Genomic DNA, 15994 nt, shown 5'->3' with positions numbered 1-15994 from the left:
GCGTCCCGTAAGGGGCGCTGGGGGTACCCCCGGCCGAAGGCTGGGGGAGGAACCGCGCGATCAGCCACGACGGTGCTGTGGACGCGGTCGGACCGTACGTGGCAACCCGGACGGCGTCCTCAGAGCCTGCCCAGTACCTGCGCCAGCAGTTCGCCCATGCGTGCCGCCGAGTCGCGGCCCGCCTGGAGGACCTCCTCGTGGTTGAGGGGCTCGCCCGTCATGCCCGCGGCGAGGTTCGTCACCAGGGAGATGCCCAGCACCTCGGCGCCCGCCTCACGCGCGGCGATCGCTTCCAGGACCGTCGACATGCCCACCAGGTCCGCCCCGATCACCCGGGCCATGCGGATCTCGGCCGGAGTCTCGTAGTGCGGGCCGGGGAACTGCGCGTAGACGCCCTCCTCGAGGCCGGGGTCGATCTCCTTGCACAGGGCGCGCAGCCGGGGGGAGTAGAGGTCGGTGAGGTCGACGAAGTTGGCGCCGACGATGGGGGAGGTCGCCGTCAGGTTGATGTGGTCGCTGATGAGGACCGCCTGACCGGGACGCATGCCCTCGCGCAGGCCGCCGCAGCCGTTGGTGAGGATGATCGTCTTGCAGCCGGCGGCCACGGCGGTGCGGACGCCGTGGGCGACGGCGGCGACGCCGCGGCCCTCGTAGTAGTGCGTCCGGCCCAGGAAGACCAGCGCGCGCTTGTCACCGGAGGAGTACGAGCGGATCTTGCCGCCGTGCCCCGCCACGGCCGGCGGCGGGAAGCCGGGCAGCTCCGTGACCTGGAACTCGGCGTCGGGAGCGCCCAGGGCGTCCACGGCCGGGCCCCAGCCGGAGCCCATCACGAGGGCGACGTCGTGGGTGTCGGCGCCCGTGAGCTCGCGCAGGCGGGCGGCGGCCGCGTCGGCGGCGGCGTGGGGGTCGCCCTGGATGTCGTCCGGAAGAAGAGATGCGTTCACGCGGATGAGAGTAGCCGGTCTGGGCCTACGCGCGTAGATGACGGAGCTCATGCAATGGCGATCGTTGTCTTGTCGTTTCCGACGAGAGGTGTGACGCGGGTGACCTTTGAGCCGGCTGTGAGGGGTCTGTGCCGGTTGCGGGGTGTGGTCACTCGTCGGTGACGAGGACGTCCTTGTCGTTGAAGACCTCGACGATGAAGATCAACAGGCGGCCGCGGCTGACCGTGTACTCCACGAGGACGTTCTGTGTGAGGCGGATGGTGCGGTCGTCCCCCGTGGAGCTTATGGGGCGGGACACGGAGAGGAAGGGGTCGCGGGCGAGGAGGGCGATGCCCTTGTCGAACGCGACGCGGGTGCGGTCGTCCAGCCGGTCGCGGGCGGCCGCGGCCTGCACGGTGTAGTAGACGTCGTACGTGGTGGGGGACATCCGCTCTCCCGCTGATGCGTCGGTCACACAAGTGTAGGGACGCGGGGTGTCAGCAGGGTCGCTTGCGCAGTTCCATCACGTAATCGTGTGGTGCGCCCGCGGACTCGGCCGCGTCGGCGATCTCGCCCAGGTAGCGGGCGGAGGGCAGGCCGCCCTCGTAGCCGTCGAGGACGTAGAGCCAGGCGGTCTCCTCGCCCTCCAGGGTGTGCACGCGGACCTTGGCGCGGCGGTAGATGCCCAGGCCGACGCCCTCCCAGCGGTCCATGGACTCCTCGTCCATCGGGGCGATGTCGTACAGGCCGACGAAGACCTGGGAGAGAGGGTCCTCGACGATGGTCGCCAGAGCGCCCTCCCAGCCCATGTGCTCGCCACCGAAGGTCAGCCGCCAGCCGTTCAGCCAGCCGGTGGCGCGCAGGGGCGAGTGCGGGGCGCGGCGGGACATCAGCCGCGCGTCGAGATTGCCGGCGTACGCGGCGTAGAGCGACGACATGGGGAGAGGGTACGGCAGGCGTCACGGGTGTCACTCCCGTCCCGGTGAGCGTCCGGCGCCGCCCCGGGGCAATAGCACCTTGAAGCGTGCGGGACAATGGAGTACGTGACTCGGATCGTGATCATCGGTGGCGGACCCGGCGGCTATGAAGCGGCGCTGGTGGCCGCGCAGCTCGGCGCGGAGGTGACCGTCGTCGACTGCGACGGTCTGGGCGGAGCGTCGGTGCTGACCGACTGCGTGCCGTCGAAGACCCTGATCGCTACGGCCGAGGTCATGACGACCTTCGATTCGTCGTACGAGGAACTGGGGATCATCGTCGCCGATGACACTCCGCCGCTGGAGCAGGCCGCCCGGGTGGTGGGGGTCGACCTGGGGAAGGTCAACCGGCGGGTGAAGCGGCTCGCGCTGGCGCAGTCGCACGACATCACCGCCTCGGTGACGCGGGCCGGTGCGCGGGTCATGCGGGGGCGCGGGCGACTGGAGGGCATGCAGGCCCTGGACGGGTCGCGCAAGGTCGTCGTCAGCGCCGCGGACGGCAGTGAGGAGACGCTGGTCGCGGACGCGGTGCTGATCGCGACCGGCGGGCATCCGCGGGAGGTGCCCGACGCCCTGCCCGACGGTGAGCGGATCCTGAACTGGACCCAGGTGTACGACCTGACCGAGCTGCCCGAAGAGCTGATCGTGGTCGGGTCGGGTGTGACCGGTGCCGAGTTCGCCGGTGCGTACCAGGCGCTGGGGTCGCGGGTCACGCTGGTGTCGTCGCGGGACCGGGTGCTGCCGGGCGAGGACCCGGACGCGGCCGCGGTCCTGGAGGACGTCTTCCGGCGCCGGGGCATGAACGTCATGGCGCGGTCGCGGGCGGCCGCGGCGAAGCGGGTCGGGGACCGGGTCGAGGTCACGCTCGCGGACGGCCGGGTCATCAGCGGTTCGCACTGCCTGATGGCTGTCGGTGCCATTCCGAACAGCGCCGGGCTCGGGCTGGAGGAGGCCGGCGTGAAGCTGCGCGACTCCGGGCACATCTGGACCGACAAGGTGTCGCGGACCACGGCTCCGGGGGTGTACGCCGCCGGTGACGTGACGGGTGTGTTCGCGCTGGCGTCGGTGGCCGCCATGCAGGGGCGGATCGCGATGTACCACTTCCTGGGCGACGCGGTGGCGCCGTTGAGCCTGAAGACCGTCTCGTCGAACGTCTTCACCGACCCCGAGATCGCGACGGTGGGCTACACGCAGGCCGACGTGGACGCGGGCAAGATCGACGCCCGGGTGGTGAAGCTGCCGCTGCTGCGCAACCCGCGCGCGAAGATGCAGGGCATCCGGGACGGCTTCGTGAAGATGTTCTGCCGGCCGGGCACCGGGATCGTGGTCGGCGGTGTGGTCGTCTCGCCGCGGGCCTCGGAGCTCATCCATCCGATCTCGATCGCCGTCGACAACAATCTGACGGTCGAACAGATCGCGAACGCGTTCACCGTGTACCCGTCTCTTTCGGGGTCGATCGCCGAGGTGGCGCGGCAGTTGCACACGCGGAAGGTGACCGGGGAGGCCTGACGGCCGGAACCGACTCCCCGCTGGTCACGGGGAGTTGTCGGTCATGCGTGCGGCATAGGCGGGGCGGGTAGGTCCTATACCACTCCTGACCCTGCTGTGCGAACAACTTCTGCTATTCGGCGCAAACTGCTGAAAGCAGACGGTCGTTGGGGTTACTGTCAGTTTCGTGTTCGCTGCAGAACGTCGCCAATTGATCCTCGAAATGGTGCGAGCGAACGGGGCCGTGTCGCTCCGTGAGCTCGCCCGCGTCGTCCAGACCTCAGAAGTGACCGTACGGCGGGACGTGCGCGCACTGGAGGCAGAAGGACTCCTCGACCGCCGGCACGGCGGTGCGGTACTGCCGGGCGGGTTCACGCGGGAGTCCGGCTTTCCGCAGAAATCTCATCTCGCGACCGCCGAGAAGACGGCCATCGCCGATCTCGCCGCGAGCCTCGTCGAAGAGGGCGAGGCCATCGTGGTCGGGGCGGGTACCACCACGCAGGAGCTCGCCCGCCGGCTGGCGAGAGTGCCCGGCCTGACCGTCGTCACCAACTCGCTGCTGGTGGCACAGGCCTTGGCCCATGCCAACCGGGTCGAGGTCGTGATGACCGGCGGCACCCTGCGGGGCTCCAACTACGCGCTCGTCGGCTCCGGTGCGGAGCAGTCCCTGCAGGGGCTGCGCGTGTCGAAGGCCTTCCTGTCCGGGAGCGGCCTGACGGCCGAGCGGGGGCTGTCCACGTCCAACATGCTGTCGGCGTCCGTCGACCGGGCGCTGGTGCAGGCCGCCGCGGAGGTCGTCATCCTCGCCGACCACACCAAGCTCGGCACGGACACGATGTTCCAGACCGTGCCGACCGATGTCATCACCCGGCTGGTCACCGACGAGCCGCCGCCCCACGACGACCGCGCCGTCACCGAGCTGCAGGCCCTTGCCGACCAGGGGGTGCAGATCGCCGTGGCCGGGGCGTCCGGGAACCAGGGGGGTGATCAGGTCCCGGCGCGTCAGCAGCATCAACAGCGCCGGGACGTCGCCCTGCCCGGACCGCGGCGGAGTCAGGGGCCGGGGGCGGGGTTGCGGTCGGCTTCGATGCTGGGGGGAGAGCAGCCGACGGGGGGCGAGCGGGGGCGGGTCGCTGACATGCGGCGGCGGTGAGGGTGCCCAGGCGCCGCGGGGGCCGGCCGTCACGCGGGTGCGGGTCCGCCGTGGCTGGTCGCGCGGTTCCTCCCCCAGCCTTCGGCCGGGGGTACCCCCCAGCACCCCTACGTGAGTCCGCGCAACGTCAGTTCCAGCAATCTGTCTGCAAGATCCGGGTCTCCGGGTGACTCCTCCGCCGCCAGGGCGATGGCGTGGGTGAGTTGGAGGAGGTCAGTGATCCGTACGTCCGCCCTTACCGTGCCCGCGTGCTGAGCGCGGGTCAGCAGGGCCGTGCCCGCCTCCCGCATCGGGGTGCCGCAGCGGGACAGGGCAGAGGTCGGGGTGGCTGACATCAGGGCCCTCGACAGGCCCCGGTAGGCCGCCGCGTGGGCGACCACCTCGCGGAGCCAGGTCAGCAGGGCCTGGCAGGGGTTGGCCGCGGTCTGCAAGCCGGAGGCCGTGGCCAGGAGTTCGCGCACCGAGTCCTCGAAGACCGCGCTCAGCAGGGCGTGCCGGTTCGGGAAGTGGCGGTAGAGAGTGCCGATGCCCACCCCCGCCCGGCGGGCCACGTCCTCCAGCGAGGCGTCCGTGCCGTGCTCGGCGAAGACGGCGCGGGCCTCGGCCAGCAGCCGGTCGTGATTGCGGCGGGCATCCGCACGCATGGGGCGTTCCATGTTCCGGGAAGCCGTCCAGAAAGTCGGGTGCCCGGCGAACGGGTGACGTTCGCCGGGCGGTGTGGTGCGGGGTGGCGTCAGTCCTTGATCTCGCAGATCACGGCGCCGGAGGTGAGGGAGGCGCCGACCTCGGCCGCGAGGCCCTTGACGGTGCCGGCCTTGTGGGCGTTGAGCGGCTGCTCCATCTTCATCGCCTCGAGTACGACGATCAGGTCGCCCTCCTCGACCTCCTGGCCCTCCTCGACCGCGACCTTGACGATCGTGCCCTGCATCGGCGAGGCGAGGGTGTCGCCGGAGGCGGCCGGGCCGGACTTCTTCGCGGCGCGGCGCTTCGGCTTGGCGCCCGCGGCCAGGCCGGTGCGGGCCAGGGTCATCCCCAGGGACGCCGGGAGGGAGACCTCCAGGCGCTTGCCGCCGACCTCGACGACGACCGTCTCGCGGCCGGCCTCCTCCTCGGCCTCGGCGTCGGCCGGGGCGGTGAAGGGCTTGATCTCGTTGACGAACTCGGTCTCGATCCACCGGGTGTGGACCGTGAACGGGTCCTCGGAGCCCGTCAGCTCGGGAGCGAACGCCGGGTCACGGACGACGACCCGGTGGAACGGGATCGCCGTGGCCATGCCCTCGACCTGGAACTCGTCCAGGGCCCGGGCGGCCCGCTGCAGGGCCTCGGCGCGGGTCCGGCCGGTGACGACCAGCTTGGCCAGCAGGGAGTCCCAGGCGGGGCCGATGACCGAGCCGGCCTCCACGCCCGCGTCCAGGCGGACACCGGGGCCGGAGGGCGCGTCGAAGCGGGTGACCGTGCCGGGGGCGGGCAGGAAGTTGCGGCCCGGGTCCTCGCCGTTGATGCGGAACTCGAAGGAATGACCGCGCAGCTCCGGGTCGCCGTAGCCGAGTTCCTCGCCGTCGGCGATGCGGAACATCTCGCGGACCAGGTCGATGCCGGCGACCTCCTCGGTCACCGGGTGCTCGACCTGGAGGCGGGTGTTGACCTCCAGGAAGGAGATCGTGCCGTCCTGCCCGACCAGGAACTCGCAGGTGCCCGCGCCGACGTAGCCGGCCTCCTTGAGGATGGCCTTGGAGGCGCGGTACAGCTCGGCCATCTGGGCCTCGGAGAGGAAGGGCGCGGGGGCCTCCTCGACCAGCTTCTGGTGGCGGCGCTGGAGCGAGCAGTCACGGGTGGAGACGACCACGACGTTGCCGTGGGTGTCGGCCAGGCACTGGGTCTCCACGTGCCGGGGGCGGTCCAGGTAGCGCTCCACGAAGCACTCGCCGCGGCCGAAGGCGGCCACCGCCTCACGGACGGCGGAGTCGTACAGCTCCGGGACCTCTTCGAGGGTGCGGGCGACCTTCAGCCCGCGCCCGCCGCCGCCGAAGGCCGCCTTGATGGCGATCGGCAGGCCGTGCTCCTCGGCGAACGCCACGACCTCGTCGGCACCCGAGACCGGGTCCGGGGTGCCGGCCACCAGGGGCGCGCCCGCCCGCTGGGCGATGTGCCGGGCGGCCACCTTGTCGCCCAGGTCTCGGATGGCCTGCGGCGGCGGGCCGATCCAGGTCAGGCCCGCGTCCAGGACCGCCTGCGCGAACTCGGCGTTCTCCGAGAGGAACCCGTAGCCGGGGTGGACGGCGTCCGCGCCGGCTTCGCGGGCGGCGTTGAGGACCTTGGAGATGTCCAGGTAGCTGGTGGCGGGGGTGTCACCGCCCAGGGCGAACGCCTCATCCGCGGCGCGGACGTGCAGAGCGTCCCGGTCCGGTTCCGCGTAGACGGCCACGCTCGCGATCCCGGCGTCCCGGCAGGCCCGGGCCACGCGGACAGCGATTTCGCCACGGTTGGCGATGAGCACCTTGCGCACGATTGAGGCTCCCTCCTTGAAACAAGCCGAGTTTAGGGACTGCCGACACGACACTTCGACCCGTCCCCAATGGTGACCTTGCCCACACGGAGCGTGATGCGAAGCTCACCCGACCCGGGAAATCCCTTGTCGCACCTCGGTACGCAGGACTCCTTCGGAAAACCCTAGCCCTGTCATGTGGTCAAGGTCTCTGTGAGAGCGTGCCGCGCCCCACTCGGTTTCTTTGTTGAGTCCCTACGAATGGCCCAACGTTTCTTTGCTGCCGACCGGACCCTTGTCCCGCGGTTTACCCGTTAGTAGCGTTCGCGATGTCTTGAACGTACTTCAAGTAACACCGGCTCGGGTCCGGGCCGTGAACGAAAGTGGGTGGGGACCGGTGGTGCGCAGACCGGTGGCGTGGGCCGTGGCGGTCATACTCTTCGCCGAGGCAGTGGGCATCGCGGCACTCAACTGGTTCATGGGCATGGTCGTCGACCGCCAGGACATGTCCCTGGCCGGCCTCGACCCGGACAAGATGTCGGTGTCCGCGAAGGGCGGCGCGGTGGTCTTCGGCCTCTACTTCGCGCTGTGCGGCCTGGTGGCCCTGCTGGTCGCCGTCCGCAACCGGCCGCCCGCCGGCCTCGGCCGGGTGCTGCTGATCAGCGTGGCGGTCGTGCACGCCCTCCTGGGTGCCGTGTCGTGGGGGCTGATCGGCTGGCAGGCGTTCCTGTTCATGGTGGTCGTCCTCGCGCTCGTCGTACTGCTGCTGATGACGTACGACCAGGTGGACGGGGCCGGTGCGGCAGGGGCCGGAGCCGACGGCGGGGACGAAACCGGTTCCGGGCCCGCGAGCGAGCCGGAACCGGGGCCGGGGGCGGAGGCGAAGAACGACACGCCGCCCGCCGGGCCGTTCACTCCGCCGGCGCCCACAACTCCGTGATGCCGACGCCGAGCTCCGCCAGGAGCCGGCGGACCAGGGGCAGGCTGATGCCGATCACGTTGCCGTGGTCGCCGTCGATGCCTTCGACGAACGGCGCGCTGCGGCCGTCCAGGGTGAACGCTCCGGCCACGTAGAGGGGTTCGCCGGTGGCGACGTACGCGGCGATCTCCTCGTCGGTGGGCTCGCCGAACCGTACGACCGTGGACGCGACCGCCGACACCCAGCGCTTGCTCGCCGTGTCCCAGACGCAGTGCCCGGTCTGCAGGGTGCCGGCCCGGCCGCGCATCGACTTCCAGCGGGCGGTGGCCTCCTCGGCGTCGCCCGGCTTGCCGAGGGCGCGGCCGTCGAGGTCGAGCACGGAGTCGCAGCCGATGACGATCGCGCCCTGCACGTCGGGGCGGGCGGCGACGACGGACGCCTTCGCCTCCGCGAGGGCGAGGGCCAGGTCGGCCGGGGTGGGTGCGGTGACGGCCTCCTCGTCGACGCCGCTGACGATCACCTCGGGGGCGAGGCCCGCCTGGCGCAGGAGGTTCAGCCGGGCGGGGGACTGGGAGGCGAGGACGAGTCTGCGCATGGGGGCAGCGTATCGGTGGGGGCCGGCAGAGGGTTGCTCACCTCACGCCCAGCACGATCATCAGGACGACCATCACCAGGGCCAGGAAGACGCCGAGCCGCCGGAGGGTGTTCTGCATGTCCTGCAGGTCCTTCGGCGGCTCGTCTTCGGGGTCCGACCAGAGCATGCCCCCAGCGTGGGGCCCGGCCGACCTCGGGCGCCTGAGTAGGGGTACTCAGATCGGGGCCCGGGGTTCCGCTTGGGTGCGCGGTTCCTCGCCCCCAGGGGTGGCTCAGGAGGGCCAGTAGGTGCGGCTCCATGCGCTTGGACTCGGGGCTGGGATCCGCTGCTGGGCGATGCGGCCCGGGTCGGACCACGCGCTCGCGGGTCGCGGGGTGCCGGGCGGGACGGCCGCGAGGGCAGCCGCACGGGCCCTTACGACCGCCAGGGCGGCGGCCAGCTCCTCCGGGGTCGGGTTGCCCCGTATGACCTTGATCGTCACAGCGGCTCCTTAGAGGGGGATGTTGCCGTGCTTCTTCGGGGGCAGTGACTCGCGCTTGGTGCGGAGCTGGCGCAGGCCCCGTACGACGTGGCGGCGGGTGTCCGACGGCATGATGACCGCGTCGATGTAACCGCGTTCGGCCGCCGTGTAGGGGTTGAGGAGGGTGTCCTCGTACTCCTGGATGAGCTGCGCCCGGGTGGCCTCGACGTCGGCCGCCTCCGCGATGGTGCGGCGGTGCAGGATGTTGACCGCGCCCTGGGCGCCCATGACGGCGATCTGGGCGGTGGGCCAGGCGAGGTTGAGGTCGGCGCCCAGGTGCTTGGAGCCCATGACGTCGTAGGCGCCGCCGAAGGCCTTGCGGGTGATGACGGTGATGAGGGGGACGGTGGCCTCGGCGTAGGCGTAGATCAGCTTGGCGCCGCGGCGGATGATGCCGTCGTGCTCCTGGTCGACGCCGGGCAGGAAGCCGGGGACGTCGACGAAGGTGATGACCGGGACGTTGAAGGCGTCGCAGGTGCGGACGAAGCGGGAGGCCTTCTCGCTCGCCTTGATGTCCAGGCAGCCCGCGAACTGCATCGGCTGGTTGGCGACGATGCCGACCGGGTGGCCCTCCACGCGGCCGAAGCCGGTGACGATGTTCGGGGCGAACAGGGCCTGCGTCTCGAAGAACTCGCCGTCGTCGAGGACGTGTTCGATCACCGTGTGGATGTCGTACGGCTGGTTCGCGCTGTCCGGGACCAGGGTGTCCAGCTCGCGGTCCTCGTCGGTGACCGCGAGGTCGGCCTCCTCGGGGAAGACCGGGGGCTCGGAGAGGTTGTTGGACGGCAGGTACGACAGCAGCTGCTTGACGTACTCGACGGCGTCCTTCTCGTCGCCGGCCATGTGGTGGGCCACGCCGGAGACGGAGTTGTGGGTCCGGGCGCCGCCCAGCTCCTCGAAGCCGACGTCCTCGCCGGTGACCGTCTTGATGACGTCCGGTCCCGTGATGAACATGTGGGACGTCTGGTCGACCATGACCGTGAAGTCGGTGATGGCCGGGGAGTACACGGCGCCGCCCGCGCAGGGGCCGACGACGAGCGAGATCTGCGGGATCACGCCGCTCGCGTGGGTGTTGCGGCGGAAGATCTCGCCGTACGCGCCGAGGGAGGCGACCCCCTCCTGGATCCGGGCGCCGCCGGAGTCGTTGATGCCGATGACCGGGCAGCCGGTCTTCAGGGCGAAGTCCATGACCTTCACGATCTTCTGGCCGTAGACCTCGCCGAGGGCGCCGCCGAAGACGGTGAAGTCCTGCGAGAAGACGGCGACGGGACGCCCGTCGACCGTGCCGTACCCGGTGACGACGCCGTCGCCGTAGGGGCGGTTCTTCTCCAGGCCGAAGTTGGTGGAGCGGTGCCGGGCGAACTCGTCCAGCTCGATGAAGGAGCCCTCGTCGAGGAGCAGCTCGATCCGCTCACGGGCCGTCAGCTTGCCCTTGGCGTGCTGCTTCTCGACGGCGCGCTCCGAACCGGCGTGTGTCGCTTCGTGGACACGGCGCTGGAGATCCGCGAGCTTCCCCGCGGTCGTGTGAATGTCGATCTCTTCCGGCTCGGACATCGGGATGCGGCTCCCTGCCTGCTCAAAAGGGGGGACGGTTACTCATCCGTAGCGTAGTGGGGCGCCTACCAAACGGCAGTGCGGCGTACAACACACCTAGGGTGGCTTGCATGACGCCGCGAGATGCAGCAGATGCGAACAACAATCGTTGGTCCGACCTGGACCGTCCACCGCTGAACGGGGCGGGGTTGCGTCGGGCCCTGGTGCGGGACGGCGGGCACGAAGGCCTGTACTGCGACATCGAGGTCGTGGGCCGTACCGGCTCCACCAATTCCGACCTCGTGGCGCGGGCCGTCGCGGGGGGCGCCGACGAGGGCGCGGTGCTGGTCGCCGAGGAGCAGACGGCGGGACGGGGACGGCTGGACCGGCAGTGGACGGCGCCGCCGCGCTCGGGCCTGTTCTTCTCGGTGCTGCTGAAGCCGGCCGAGGTGCCGGTGGCCCGCTGGGGCTGGCTGCCGCTGCTCACGGGGGTGGCGGTGGCGACGGGGCTGGCGCGGGCGGCGGGCGTCGACACGGCGCTCAAGTGGCCGAACGACCTCCTGGTCACCGTCGGTGACGAGGAGCGCAAGGCCGGGGGCATCCTCGCGGAGCGGGCCGGTGAGGACGGGGTGGTGGTCGGCGTCGGCATCAACGTCACGCTCCGCGCGGCGGAGCTGCCGGTGCCGCAGGCCGGGTCGCTGGCGCTGGCCGGGGCGGTGAGCACGGACCGGGAGACGCTGCTGCGGGCCGTCCTGCGGTCCCTGGAGGACTGGTACGGGCGCTGGCGTGCGGCGGGCGGCGATCCGGGCGTGAGCGGGCTCCAGGAGGCCTACGCGGCGGGTTGCGCGACGCTGGGGCGGACGGTGCGGGCGGAACTGCCCGGGGACCGGGCGCTGGTCGGCGAGGCGGTGGCGGTCGACGGCGACGGCAGACTGGTGATCGCCACGAAGGAGGGGGTCCAGGAGCCGGTGGGTGCGGGGGACATCGTGCACCTACGGCCCGCATGAGGCCCGGGGCCGGGGTGGGGACGCGTACCGGCGCCGGAGAGACGGCCGGGGAGCGCCCCGTAAGGGGCGCGGGGAACTGCGCGGCCGGCCCCCACCCATCCGCACCGGAAACTCGCCCCCTCACCACCCCGATGTCGGCTTACCTCACGAAGTGAGCTACCGCACAGCTGCCGTAGAGTTGAGCCTGGTCGGTATGCGACCGCGGTAGATCGGAAGGGCAGCAGGCGTGACCGTCGACGACACGGGCTCCGGCGAGGGCGCGGACGCCGCCGACTCCGGCGAGGACCCCCTCGCGCTGCGTCTCGAAGGCCTGATCCTCGGGGCCGAGCGCCGTTACACCCCCTTTCAGGCGGCCCGCAGCGCCGGCGTCTCCATGGAGCTGGCGTCGAGGTTCTGGCGGGCGATGGGTTTCGCCGACATCGGCCAGGCCAAGGCGCTGACGGAGGCCGACGTGCTGGCCCTGCGCCGGCTCGCCGGTCTCGTCGAGGCGGGGCTGCTCAGCGAGGCCATGGCGGTGCAGGTCGCGCGGTCCACGGGGCAGACCACCGCCCGTCTGGCGGAGTGGCAGATGGATTCCTTCCTGGAGGGCCTGACCGAGCCGCCCGAGCCGGGCATGACCCGCACCGAGGTCACGTACCCGATCGTCGAACTGCTCCTGCCCGAGCTGGAGGAGTTCCTCGTCTACGTCTGGCGCCGCCAGCTCGCCGCCTCGGCCGGCCGGGTCGTGCAGGCCACCGACGACGAGGAGATGGTCGACCGCCGCCTCGCCGTCGGCTTCGCCGACCTCGTCGGCTTCACCCGGCTGACCCGGCGCATGGAGGAGGAGGAGCTCGGCGAACTGGTCGAGGCCTTCGAGACCACCGCCGCCGACCTGGTGGCGGCCCGTGGCGGCCGGCTCATCAAGACCCTCGGCGACGAGGTCCTGTACGCGGCCGACGACGCCGGTGTCGCCGCCGACATCGCGCTGCGCCTGGTGGAGACCATGGCGAACGACGAGACGATGCCGGAGCTGCGGGTCGGCATGGCCTTCGGCACGGTCACCACCCGAATGGGCGATGTCTTCGGTACGACCGTGAACCTCGCCTCCCGCCTCACCTCGATAGCCCCGCGCGACGCCGTGCTCGTGGACAGCGCGTTCGCGGAGGAACTGATCCGGGTCGGGGAGGCGCCGGCCTCGGAGGCGGCCGCCGCGGAGGAGGCGGCGACCGCCGAGAAGGAGGGCGAGGAGCCCCCGGTGTACCGCTTCGCGTTGCAGCCGATGTGGCAGCGTCCGGTGCGTGGCCTGGGCGTGGTCGAGCCCTGGCTGCTCACCCGCAGGGACGAGGCGGTCCCGCCCGCCTAGGTCCGACGGTCCGGCGGATCCCCCCTCGTAGTCCCGGCGTCAGCCGCCCGGAGCGGCCGCCCCGCCGACGCACAGGCCGATGATCGGGACGCAGAGGCCGGACCCGGCCGGGGTGGAGGACCGTGGTGTCGGCGTGGGGCTGGCCGCGTTCCCGGGCGGTGCCGAGGCCGGCCGCGAGGTGGCCGAGGAGGCCGGGGTGTCGGGGGCCTCGGGGATGGTGGTCGGGCCCGGGGTGGACTGCGCGGCGGGCCGGCTCGCGGGCGCGGTCTTCGGGGGTACGACGGTGGAGGCCGTCACCGGCGCCGGACTCGCCCCGACCGTCACCGAGGCGGGCGAGCGGTCCGGCCGGGGGATGGCGGTGGCGGTGGCGACCATGGCGGCGGCGGGGGTCGACCGGTCCGTCCCGGTCCCCGGATCCAGCCGGGGTTCCGCCTCGGCGGCGCCGGGGGCGCCCGCGCCCGGATCGACGCTCACCCGGACCAGGCTCAGGGCCCCGGCGGCCAGCGCGATACCGCCCGCGACGAGCAGGACCCGGCGGGGGCGGGGGCGGCGGTGCCGGCCCCGGGGGTGCGGAAGCAAGCGGCGCGGGACGGCCGGGGTGGGCGCCGTGGCCGTCGCCGGCTCCACCTCCGTGAGGTCGGTGTCTCGCGCCGGCTGCGTCGACGTCTCGGTCATCACGATCCCTCCCCGCGCGCTCGCGCCCCCGATGCGCCATGGCGAGCGCACGTTATGCGCTCCCCTGGGCGGTGCGGCGCGACTTGGGCGGGATGTCACTCGAACGGGTTGCCGGGGTTCGATGCGGGAACCGGGTGGCCGCTCTTTCCCGTTCGCATCTCGGCTGCGATGATCGAGGTCGAGATGTTAACCCGCGTTAACCGGAGGGCGTTGTCGTGAGCGAGGAGCGGTTCGGGGAGTTCGTGCTGGTACGACGGCACGGCAAGGTCGCCGAGTTCGTGCTGGACCGGCCCCAGGCCATGAACGCGGTGTCGGCGGAGATGGCGCGTTCGATCGTGGCCGCGTGCGCGGCCCTGAGCGCCGACCGGGACGCCCGGGTGGTCGTGCTGACCTCCTCGCACGAGCGGGCGTTCTGTGTCGGCGCCGACCTGAAGGAGCGCAACGCGATGAGCGACGCGGAGCTGCTCCGGGCGCGGCCGCTGTCGCGCGGGGCGTACACCGGCGTGCTGGAGCTGCCGATGCCGACGATCGCCGCCGTACACGGCTACGCGCTCGGCGGGGGCTTCGAACTGGCGCTGTCCTGCGACGTGATCGTGGCCGACGGCACCGCCGTGGTGGGCCTGCCCGAGGTGTCGGTGGGCGTGATCCCGGGCGGCGGTGGCACGCAGCTGCTGCCGCGCCGGGTGGGCGCGGCCCGCGCGGCCGAGCTGATCTTCTCGGCGCGGCGGGTGGAGGCGCCGGAGGCACGGGCGCTGGGTCTCGTCGACGAGCTGGTGGAGAAGGGGCAGGACCGGGAGGCGGCGCTGGAGCTGGCGGCCCGGATGGCGGCGAACTCGCCGGTGGGCCTGCGGGCGGCGAAGCGCGCGTTGCGGCTGGGGCACGGGCTGGACCTGCGGGCCGGCCTGGAGGTGGAGGACGCGGCCTGGCGGACGGTGGCGTTCTCGGGGGACCGGGCGGAAGGGGTCGCGGCGTTCAACGAGAAGCGGCGGCCGGAGTGGCCGGGGGAGTGAGGTGCGGGTGGGCCGGGGACGGGTGCGGGGACGCTCACCTGCGCTGACCCGGTGACGCCGGCCGAAGGCCGGGGGAACTGCGCGAGCAACCCCCACCGGCCCGCGGCCCGCGACGGTGCGCCCGCCCCGCAACACCTGTTCGCCGCACCAATGTCCCGAATGAACCGGATCCTCCCTAACCTGGAGTGATGGGTGAGGACAACCGGCTCGCCGCCGTCGTGGCGCTGGCCCAGGGCATGGCTGCGGCTCACACCCCACATGAGTGCTGGCACGCCGCCGCGGCCGGTGCCTGCCGTGCGCTGGACGGCAGTTTCGCCGCGCTCTCCGTCTGGGAGCGCGAGCTCGGCCGGCTCCGGGTCCTCGTGAACGTCGGGGAGCGCGCCCCGGACGAGGAGGAGTACCCGGAGGCCGAGGCCTACCCGGTGCACCAGTTCCCGGAGATCACCGAGTTCCTCCACGAACGCTGGGCGGGCGGCGGCGGCCCCAACGCCTGGGTCGAGACCGCCGAGGGTGCGGCCGCCGGCCGCCCCGGCTACTCCCACCAGCGCGTCGCCGCCCTGCGTCGCCGGGGCCGCGGCTGCTGCCTGGTCGCCCCGATCGTGCTGCACGGCAGGGCCTGGGGCGAGCTGTACGTGGCCCGCGCCGTCCGCGCCCCCGTCTTCGACCGCGCCGACGCCGACTTCGCCACCGTCCTCGCCTCCGTCGTCGCCGCCGGGATCGCGCAGACCGAGCGTCTCGAGGAGGCCCGCCGGCTCGCGTACACCGACGCCCTCACCGGGCTCGCCAACCGCCGTGCCGTCGACGTACGCCTCGACGAGGCGGTCGAGCAGCACCGCGCCGAGGGGGCCGTGGTCAGCCTCGTCGTGTGCGACCTCAACGGGCTGAAGAAGGTCAACGACACCTGCGGGCACGCCGTCGGCGACCGTCTCCTCGAACGTTTCGGCTCGGTGCTGTCGCTGTGCGGGGCGATGCTGCCGGGTGCGCTGGCCGCGCGGCTCGGCGGCGACGAGTTCTGCCTGCTCGCGGTCGGCCCGCCGGCCGACGAGGTGGTCAAGGCGGCCGGCGAACTCTGCCGCCGGGCAGGAGAGTTGGAGCTGGGGGAGGGGGTCGCGTGCGGGGTCGCCTCGACCGCGGACCCGATCGGTCCGGTGCGCTCGGGGCGCCGGCTGTTCCGGCTCGCCGACGCGGCCCAGTACCGGGCCAAGGCGCTGCGCGCCGTGCGGCCGGTGGTGGCCGGACGGGAGGGTCCGGACGATCCCGTGGTGCGGCTGGCCGACGCGCCGCCGCCGGAGCGGGCGGAGCGGCGGAGCTTCCGCGGCCGCCGGGGACTGTGAGGTACGGCTGTGAGGTACGGCTGTGACGTACAAGTA

At 72.3% G+C, this 15994-nt stretch carries 17 protein-coding genes; 7 read left to right on the top strand and 10 right to left on the bottom strand.

What is annotated here, in order from left to right; all coding sequences use genetic code 11:
• Positions 1–119: 119 nt before the first annotated feature.
• The 3 genes from BLW82_RS15975 to BLW82_RS15965 form a co-directional block, all read right to left on the bottom strand.
• Positions 120–944 carry a purine-nucleoside phosphorylase gene (locus tag BLW82_RS15975; RefSeq protein WP_093499443.1) on the bottom strand — a complete coding sequence of 275 codons (825 nt, stop codon included), beginning with the start codon at positions 942–944 and terminating at the stop codon, positions 120–122.
• 148 nt (positions 945–1092) lie between these two features.
• Positions 1093–1371 (bottom strand): type II toxin-antitoxin system RelE family toxin, encoded by a 279-nt coding sequence (locus BLW82_RS15970; protein ID WP_093499442.1) that lies wholly within the window; start codon positions 1369–1371, stop codon positions 1093–1095.
• A gap of 49 nt (positions 1372–1420) precedes the next feature.
• Positions 1421–1861, bottom strand: a complete 441-nt coding sequence (locus BLW82_RS15965; protein ID WP_093499441.1) for a gamma-glutamylcyclotransferase family protein — start codon at positions 1859–1861, stop codon at positions 1421–1423.
• A 96-nt stretch (positions 1862–1957) separates the two neighbouring features.
• Here BLW82_RS15965 and BLW82_RS15960 point away from each other — a divergent pair, with 96 nt between their 5' ends.
• Positions 1958–3406: an NAD(P)H-quinone dehydrogenase gene (locus BLW82_RS15960; protein WP_093499440.1), complete on the top strand. Its 1449-nt coding sequence runs from the start codon at positions 1958–1960 to the stop codon at positions 3404–3406.
• 166 nt (positions 3407–3572) lie between these two features.
• Positions 3573–4538 (top strand): DeoR/GlpR family DNA-binding transcription regulator, encoded by a 966-nt coding sequence (locus BLW82_RS15955; protein WP_093499439.1) that lies wholly within the window; start codon positions 3573–3575, stop codon positions 4536–4538.
• 107 nt (positions 4539–4645) lie between these two features.
• Here BLW82_RS15955 and BLW82_RS15950 read toward each other — a convergent pair whose 3' ends face one another.
• Both BLW82_RS15950 and BLW82_RS15945 read right to left on the bottom strand, forming a co-directional pair.
• Positions 4646–5182 carry a TetR/AcrR family transcriptional regulator gene (locus BLW82_RS15950; RefSeq protein ID WP_093499438.1) on the bottom strand — a complete coding sequence of 179 codons (537 nt, stop codon included), beginning with the start codon at positions 5180–5182 and terminating at the stop codon, positions 4646–4648.
• Between the two features lie 89 nt (positions 5183–5271).
• Positions 5272–7044: an acetyl/propionyl/methylcrotonyl-CoA carboxylase subunit alpha gene (locus BLW82_RS15945; RefSeq protein WP_093499437.1), complete on the bottom strand. Its 1773-nt coding sequence runs from the start codon at positions 7042–7044 to the stop codon at positions 5272–5274.
• Between the two features lie 376 nt (positions 7045–7420).
• Here BLW82_RS15945 and BLW82_RS15940 point away from each other — a divergent pair, with 376 nt between their 5' ends.
• A complete protein-coding gene (locus BLW82_RS15940; RefSeq protein WP_093499436.1) occupies positions 7421–7963 on the top strand; it encodes a hypothetical protein in 543 nt (180 codons plus the stop codon).
• Here BLW82_RS15940 and BLW82_RS15935 read toward each other — a convergent pair.
• The 4 genes from BLW82_RS15935 to BLW82_RS15920 all read right to left on the bottom strand — a co-directional run bounded on the left by BLW82_RS15935 (position 7935) and on the right by BLW82_RS15920 (position 10611).
• Positions 7935–8537 (bottom strand): Maf family protein, encoded by a 603-nt coding sequence (locus BLW82_RS15935; protein ID WP_093499435.1) that lies wholly within the window; start codon positions 8535–8537, stop codon positions 7935–7937. The genes BLW82_RS15940 and BLW82_RS15935 overlap by 29 nt on opposite strands.
• A 37-nt stretch (positions 8538–8574) precedes the next feature.
• Entirely contained in the window at positions 8575–8703 is a 129-nt protein-coding gene (gene mmpB / locus BLW82_RS45460; protein ID WP_093499434.1) for a morphogenic membrane protein MmpB, read from the bottom strand.
• Between the two features lie 105 nt (positions 8704–8808).
• Positions 8809–9018 carry an acyl-CoA carboxylase epsilon subunit gene (locus BLW82_RS15925; RefSeq protein ID WP_093499433.1) on the bottom strand — a complete coding sequence of 70 codons (210 nt, stop codon included), beginning with the start codon at positions 9016–9018 and terminating at the stop codon, positions 8809–8811.
• Positions 9019–9027: 9 nt separating this feature from the next.
• The gene (locus BLW82_RS15920; RefSeq protein WP_093499432.1) at positions 9028–10611 is read right to left on the bottom strand and encodes an acyl-CoA carboxylase subunit beta; all 1584 of its coding nucleotides are present in this window, start codon (positions 10609–10611) and stop codon (positions 9028–9030) included.
• Positions 10612–10721: 110 nt separating this feature from the next.
• Here BLW82_RS15920 and BLW82_RS15915 point away from each other — a divergent pair, with 110 nt between their 5' ends.
• Both BLW82_RS15915 and BLW82_RS15910 read left to right on the top strand, forming a co-directional pair.
• Positions 10722–11597 carry a biotin--[acetyl-CoA-carboxylase] ligase gene (locus BLW82_RS15915; protein WP_093499431.1) on the top strand — a complete coding sequence of 292 codons (876 nt, stop codon included), beginning with the start codon at positions 10722–10724 and terminating at the stop codon, positions 11595–11597.
• 226 nt (positions 11598–11823) lie between these two features.
• A complete protein-coding gene (locus BLW82_RS15910) occupies positions 11824–12939 on the top strand; it encodes an adenylate/guanylate cyclase domain-containing protein (protein WP_093499430.1) in 1116 nt (371 codons plus the stop codon).
• 39 nt (positions 12940–12978) lie between these two features.
• Here the strand turns inward: BLW82_RS15910 and BLW82_RS15905 are convergent, their stop codons facing one another.
• Entirely contained in the window at positions 12979–13614 is a 636-nt protein-coding gene (locus BLW82_RS15905) for a hypothetical protein (RefSeq protein WP_256215822.1), read from the bottom strand.
• 215 nt (positions 13615–13829) lie between these two features.
• On the opposite strand from BLW82_RS15905, the gene BLW82_RS15900 reads away from it, so the two are divergent.
• Together BLW82_RS15900 and BLW82_RS15895 are read left to right on the top strand one after the other, a co-directional pair.
• Entirely contained in the window at positions 13830–14624 is a 795-nt protein-coding gene (locus BLW82_RS15900) for an enoyl-CoA hydratase/isomerase family protein (protein ID WP_093499429.1), read from the top strand.
• Positions 14625–14812: 188 nt separating this feature from the next.
• Positions 14813–15958, top strand: a complete 1146-nt coding sequence (locus tag BLW82_RS15895) for a GGDEF domain-containing protein (protein ID WP_093499428.1) — start codon at positions 14813–14815, stop codon at positions 15956–15958.
• Positions 15959–15994: the final 36 nt, after the last annotated feature.

Source organism: Streptomyces sp. Ag109_O5-10 (genome assembly GCF_900105755.1).
In the GTDB taxonomy this organism is placed as follows: domain Bacteria; phylum Actinomycetota; class Actinomycetes; order Streptomycetales; family Streptomycetaceae; genus Streptomyces.
Note: the sequence above shows the minus strand (reverse complement) of the source record. Positions and strands in the feature narration are given on the sequence as shown.

Coding starts and splice junctions, on each gene's coding strand:
- BLW82_RS15935 (WP_093499435.1), bottom strand. CDS start 8,537: ATGCGCAGACTCGTCCTCGCCTCCCAGTCCCCCGCCCGGCTGAACCTC.
- BLW82_RS15915 (WP_093499431.1), top strand. CDS start 10,722: ATGACGCCGCGAGATGCAGCAGATGCGAACAACAATCGTTGGTCCGAC.
- BLW82_RS15970 (WP_093499442.1), bottom strand. CDS start 1,371: ATGTCCCCCACCACGTACGACGTCTACTACACCGTGCAGGCCGCGGCC.
- BLW82_RS15920 (WP_093499432.1), bottom strand. CDS start 10,611: ATGTCCGAGCCGGAAGAGATCGACATTCACACGACCGCGGGGAAGCTC.
- BLW82_RS15950 (WP_093499438.1), bottom strand. CDS start 5,182: ATGCGTGCGGATGCCCGCCGCAATCACGACCGGCTGCTGGCCGAGGCC.
- BLW82_RS15895 (WP_093499428.1), top strand. CDS start 14,813: ATGGGTGAGGACAACCGGCTCGCCGCCGTCGTGGCGCTGGCCCAGGGC.
- BLW82_RS15960 (WP_093499440.1), top strand. CDS start 1,958: ATGGAGTACGTGACTCGGATCGTGATCATCGGTGGCGGACCCGGCGGC.
- BLW82_RS15905 (WP_256215822.1), bottom strand. CDS start 13,614: ATGACCGAGACGTCGACGCAGCCGGCGCGAGACACCGACCTCACGGAG.
- mmpB (WP_093499434.1), bottom strand. CDS start 8,703: ATGCTCTGGTCGGACCCCGAAGACGAGCCGCCGAAGGACCTGCAGGAC.
- BLW82_RS15965 (WP_093499441.1), bottom strand. CDS start 1,861: ATGTCGTCGCTCTACGCCGCGTACGCCGGCAATCTCGACGCGCGGCTG.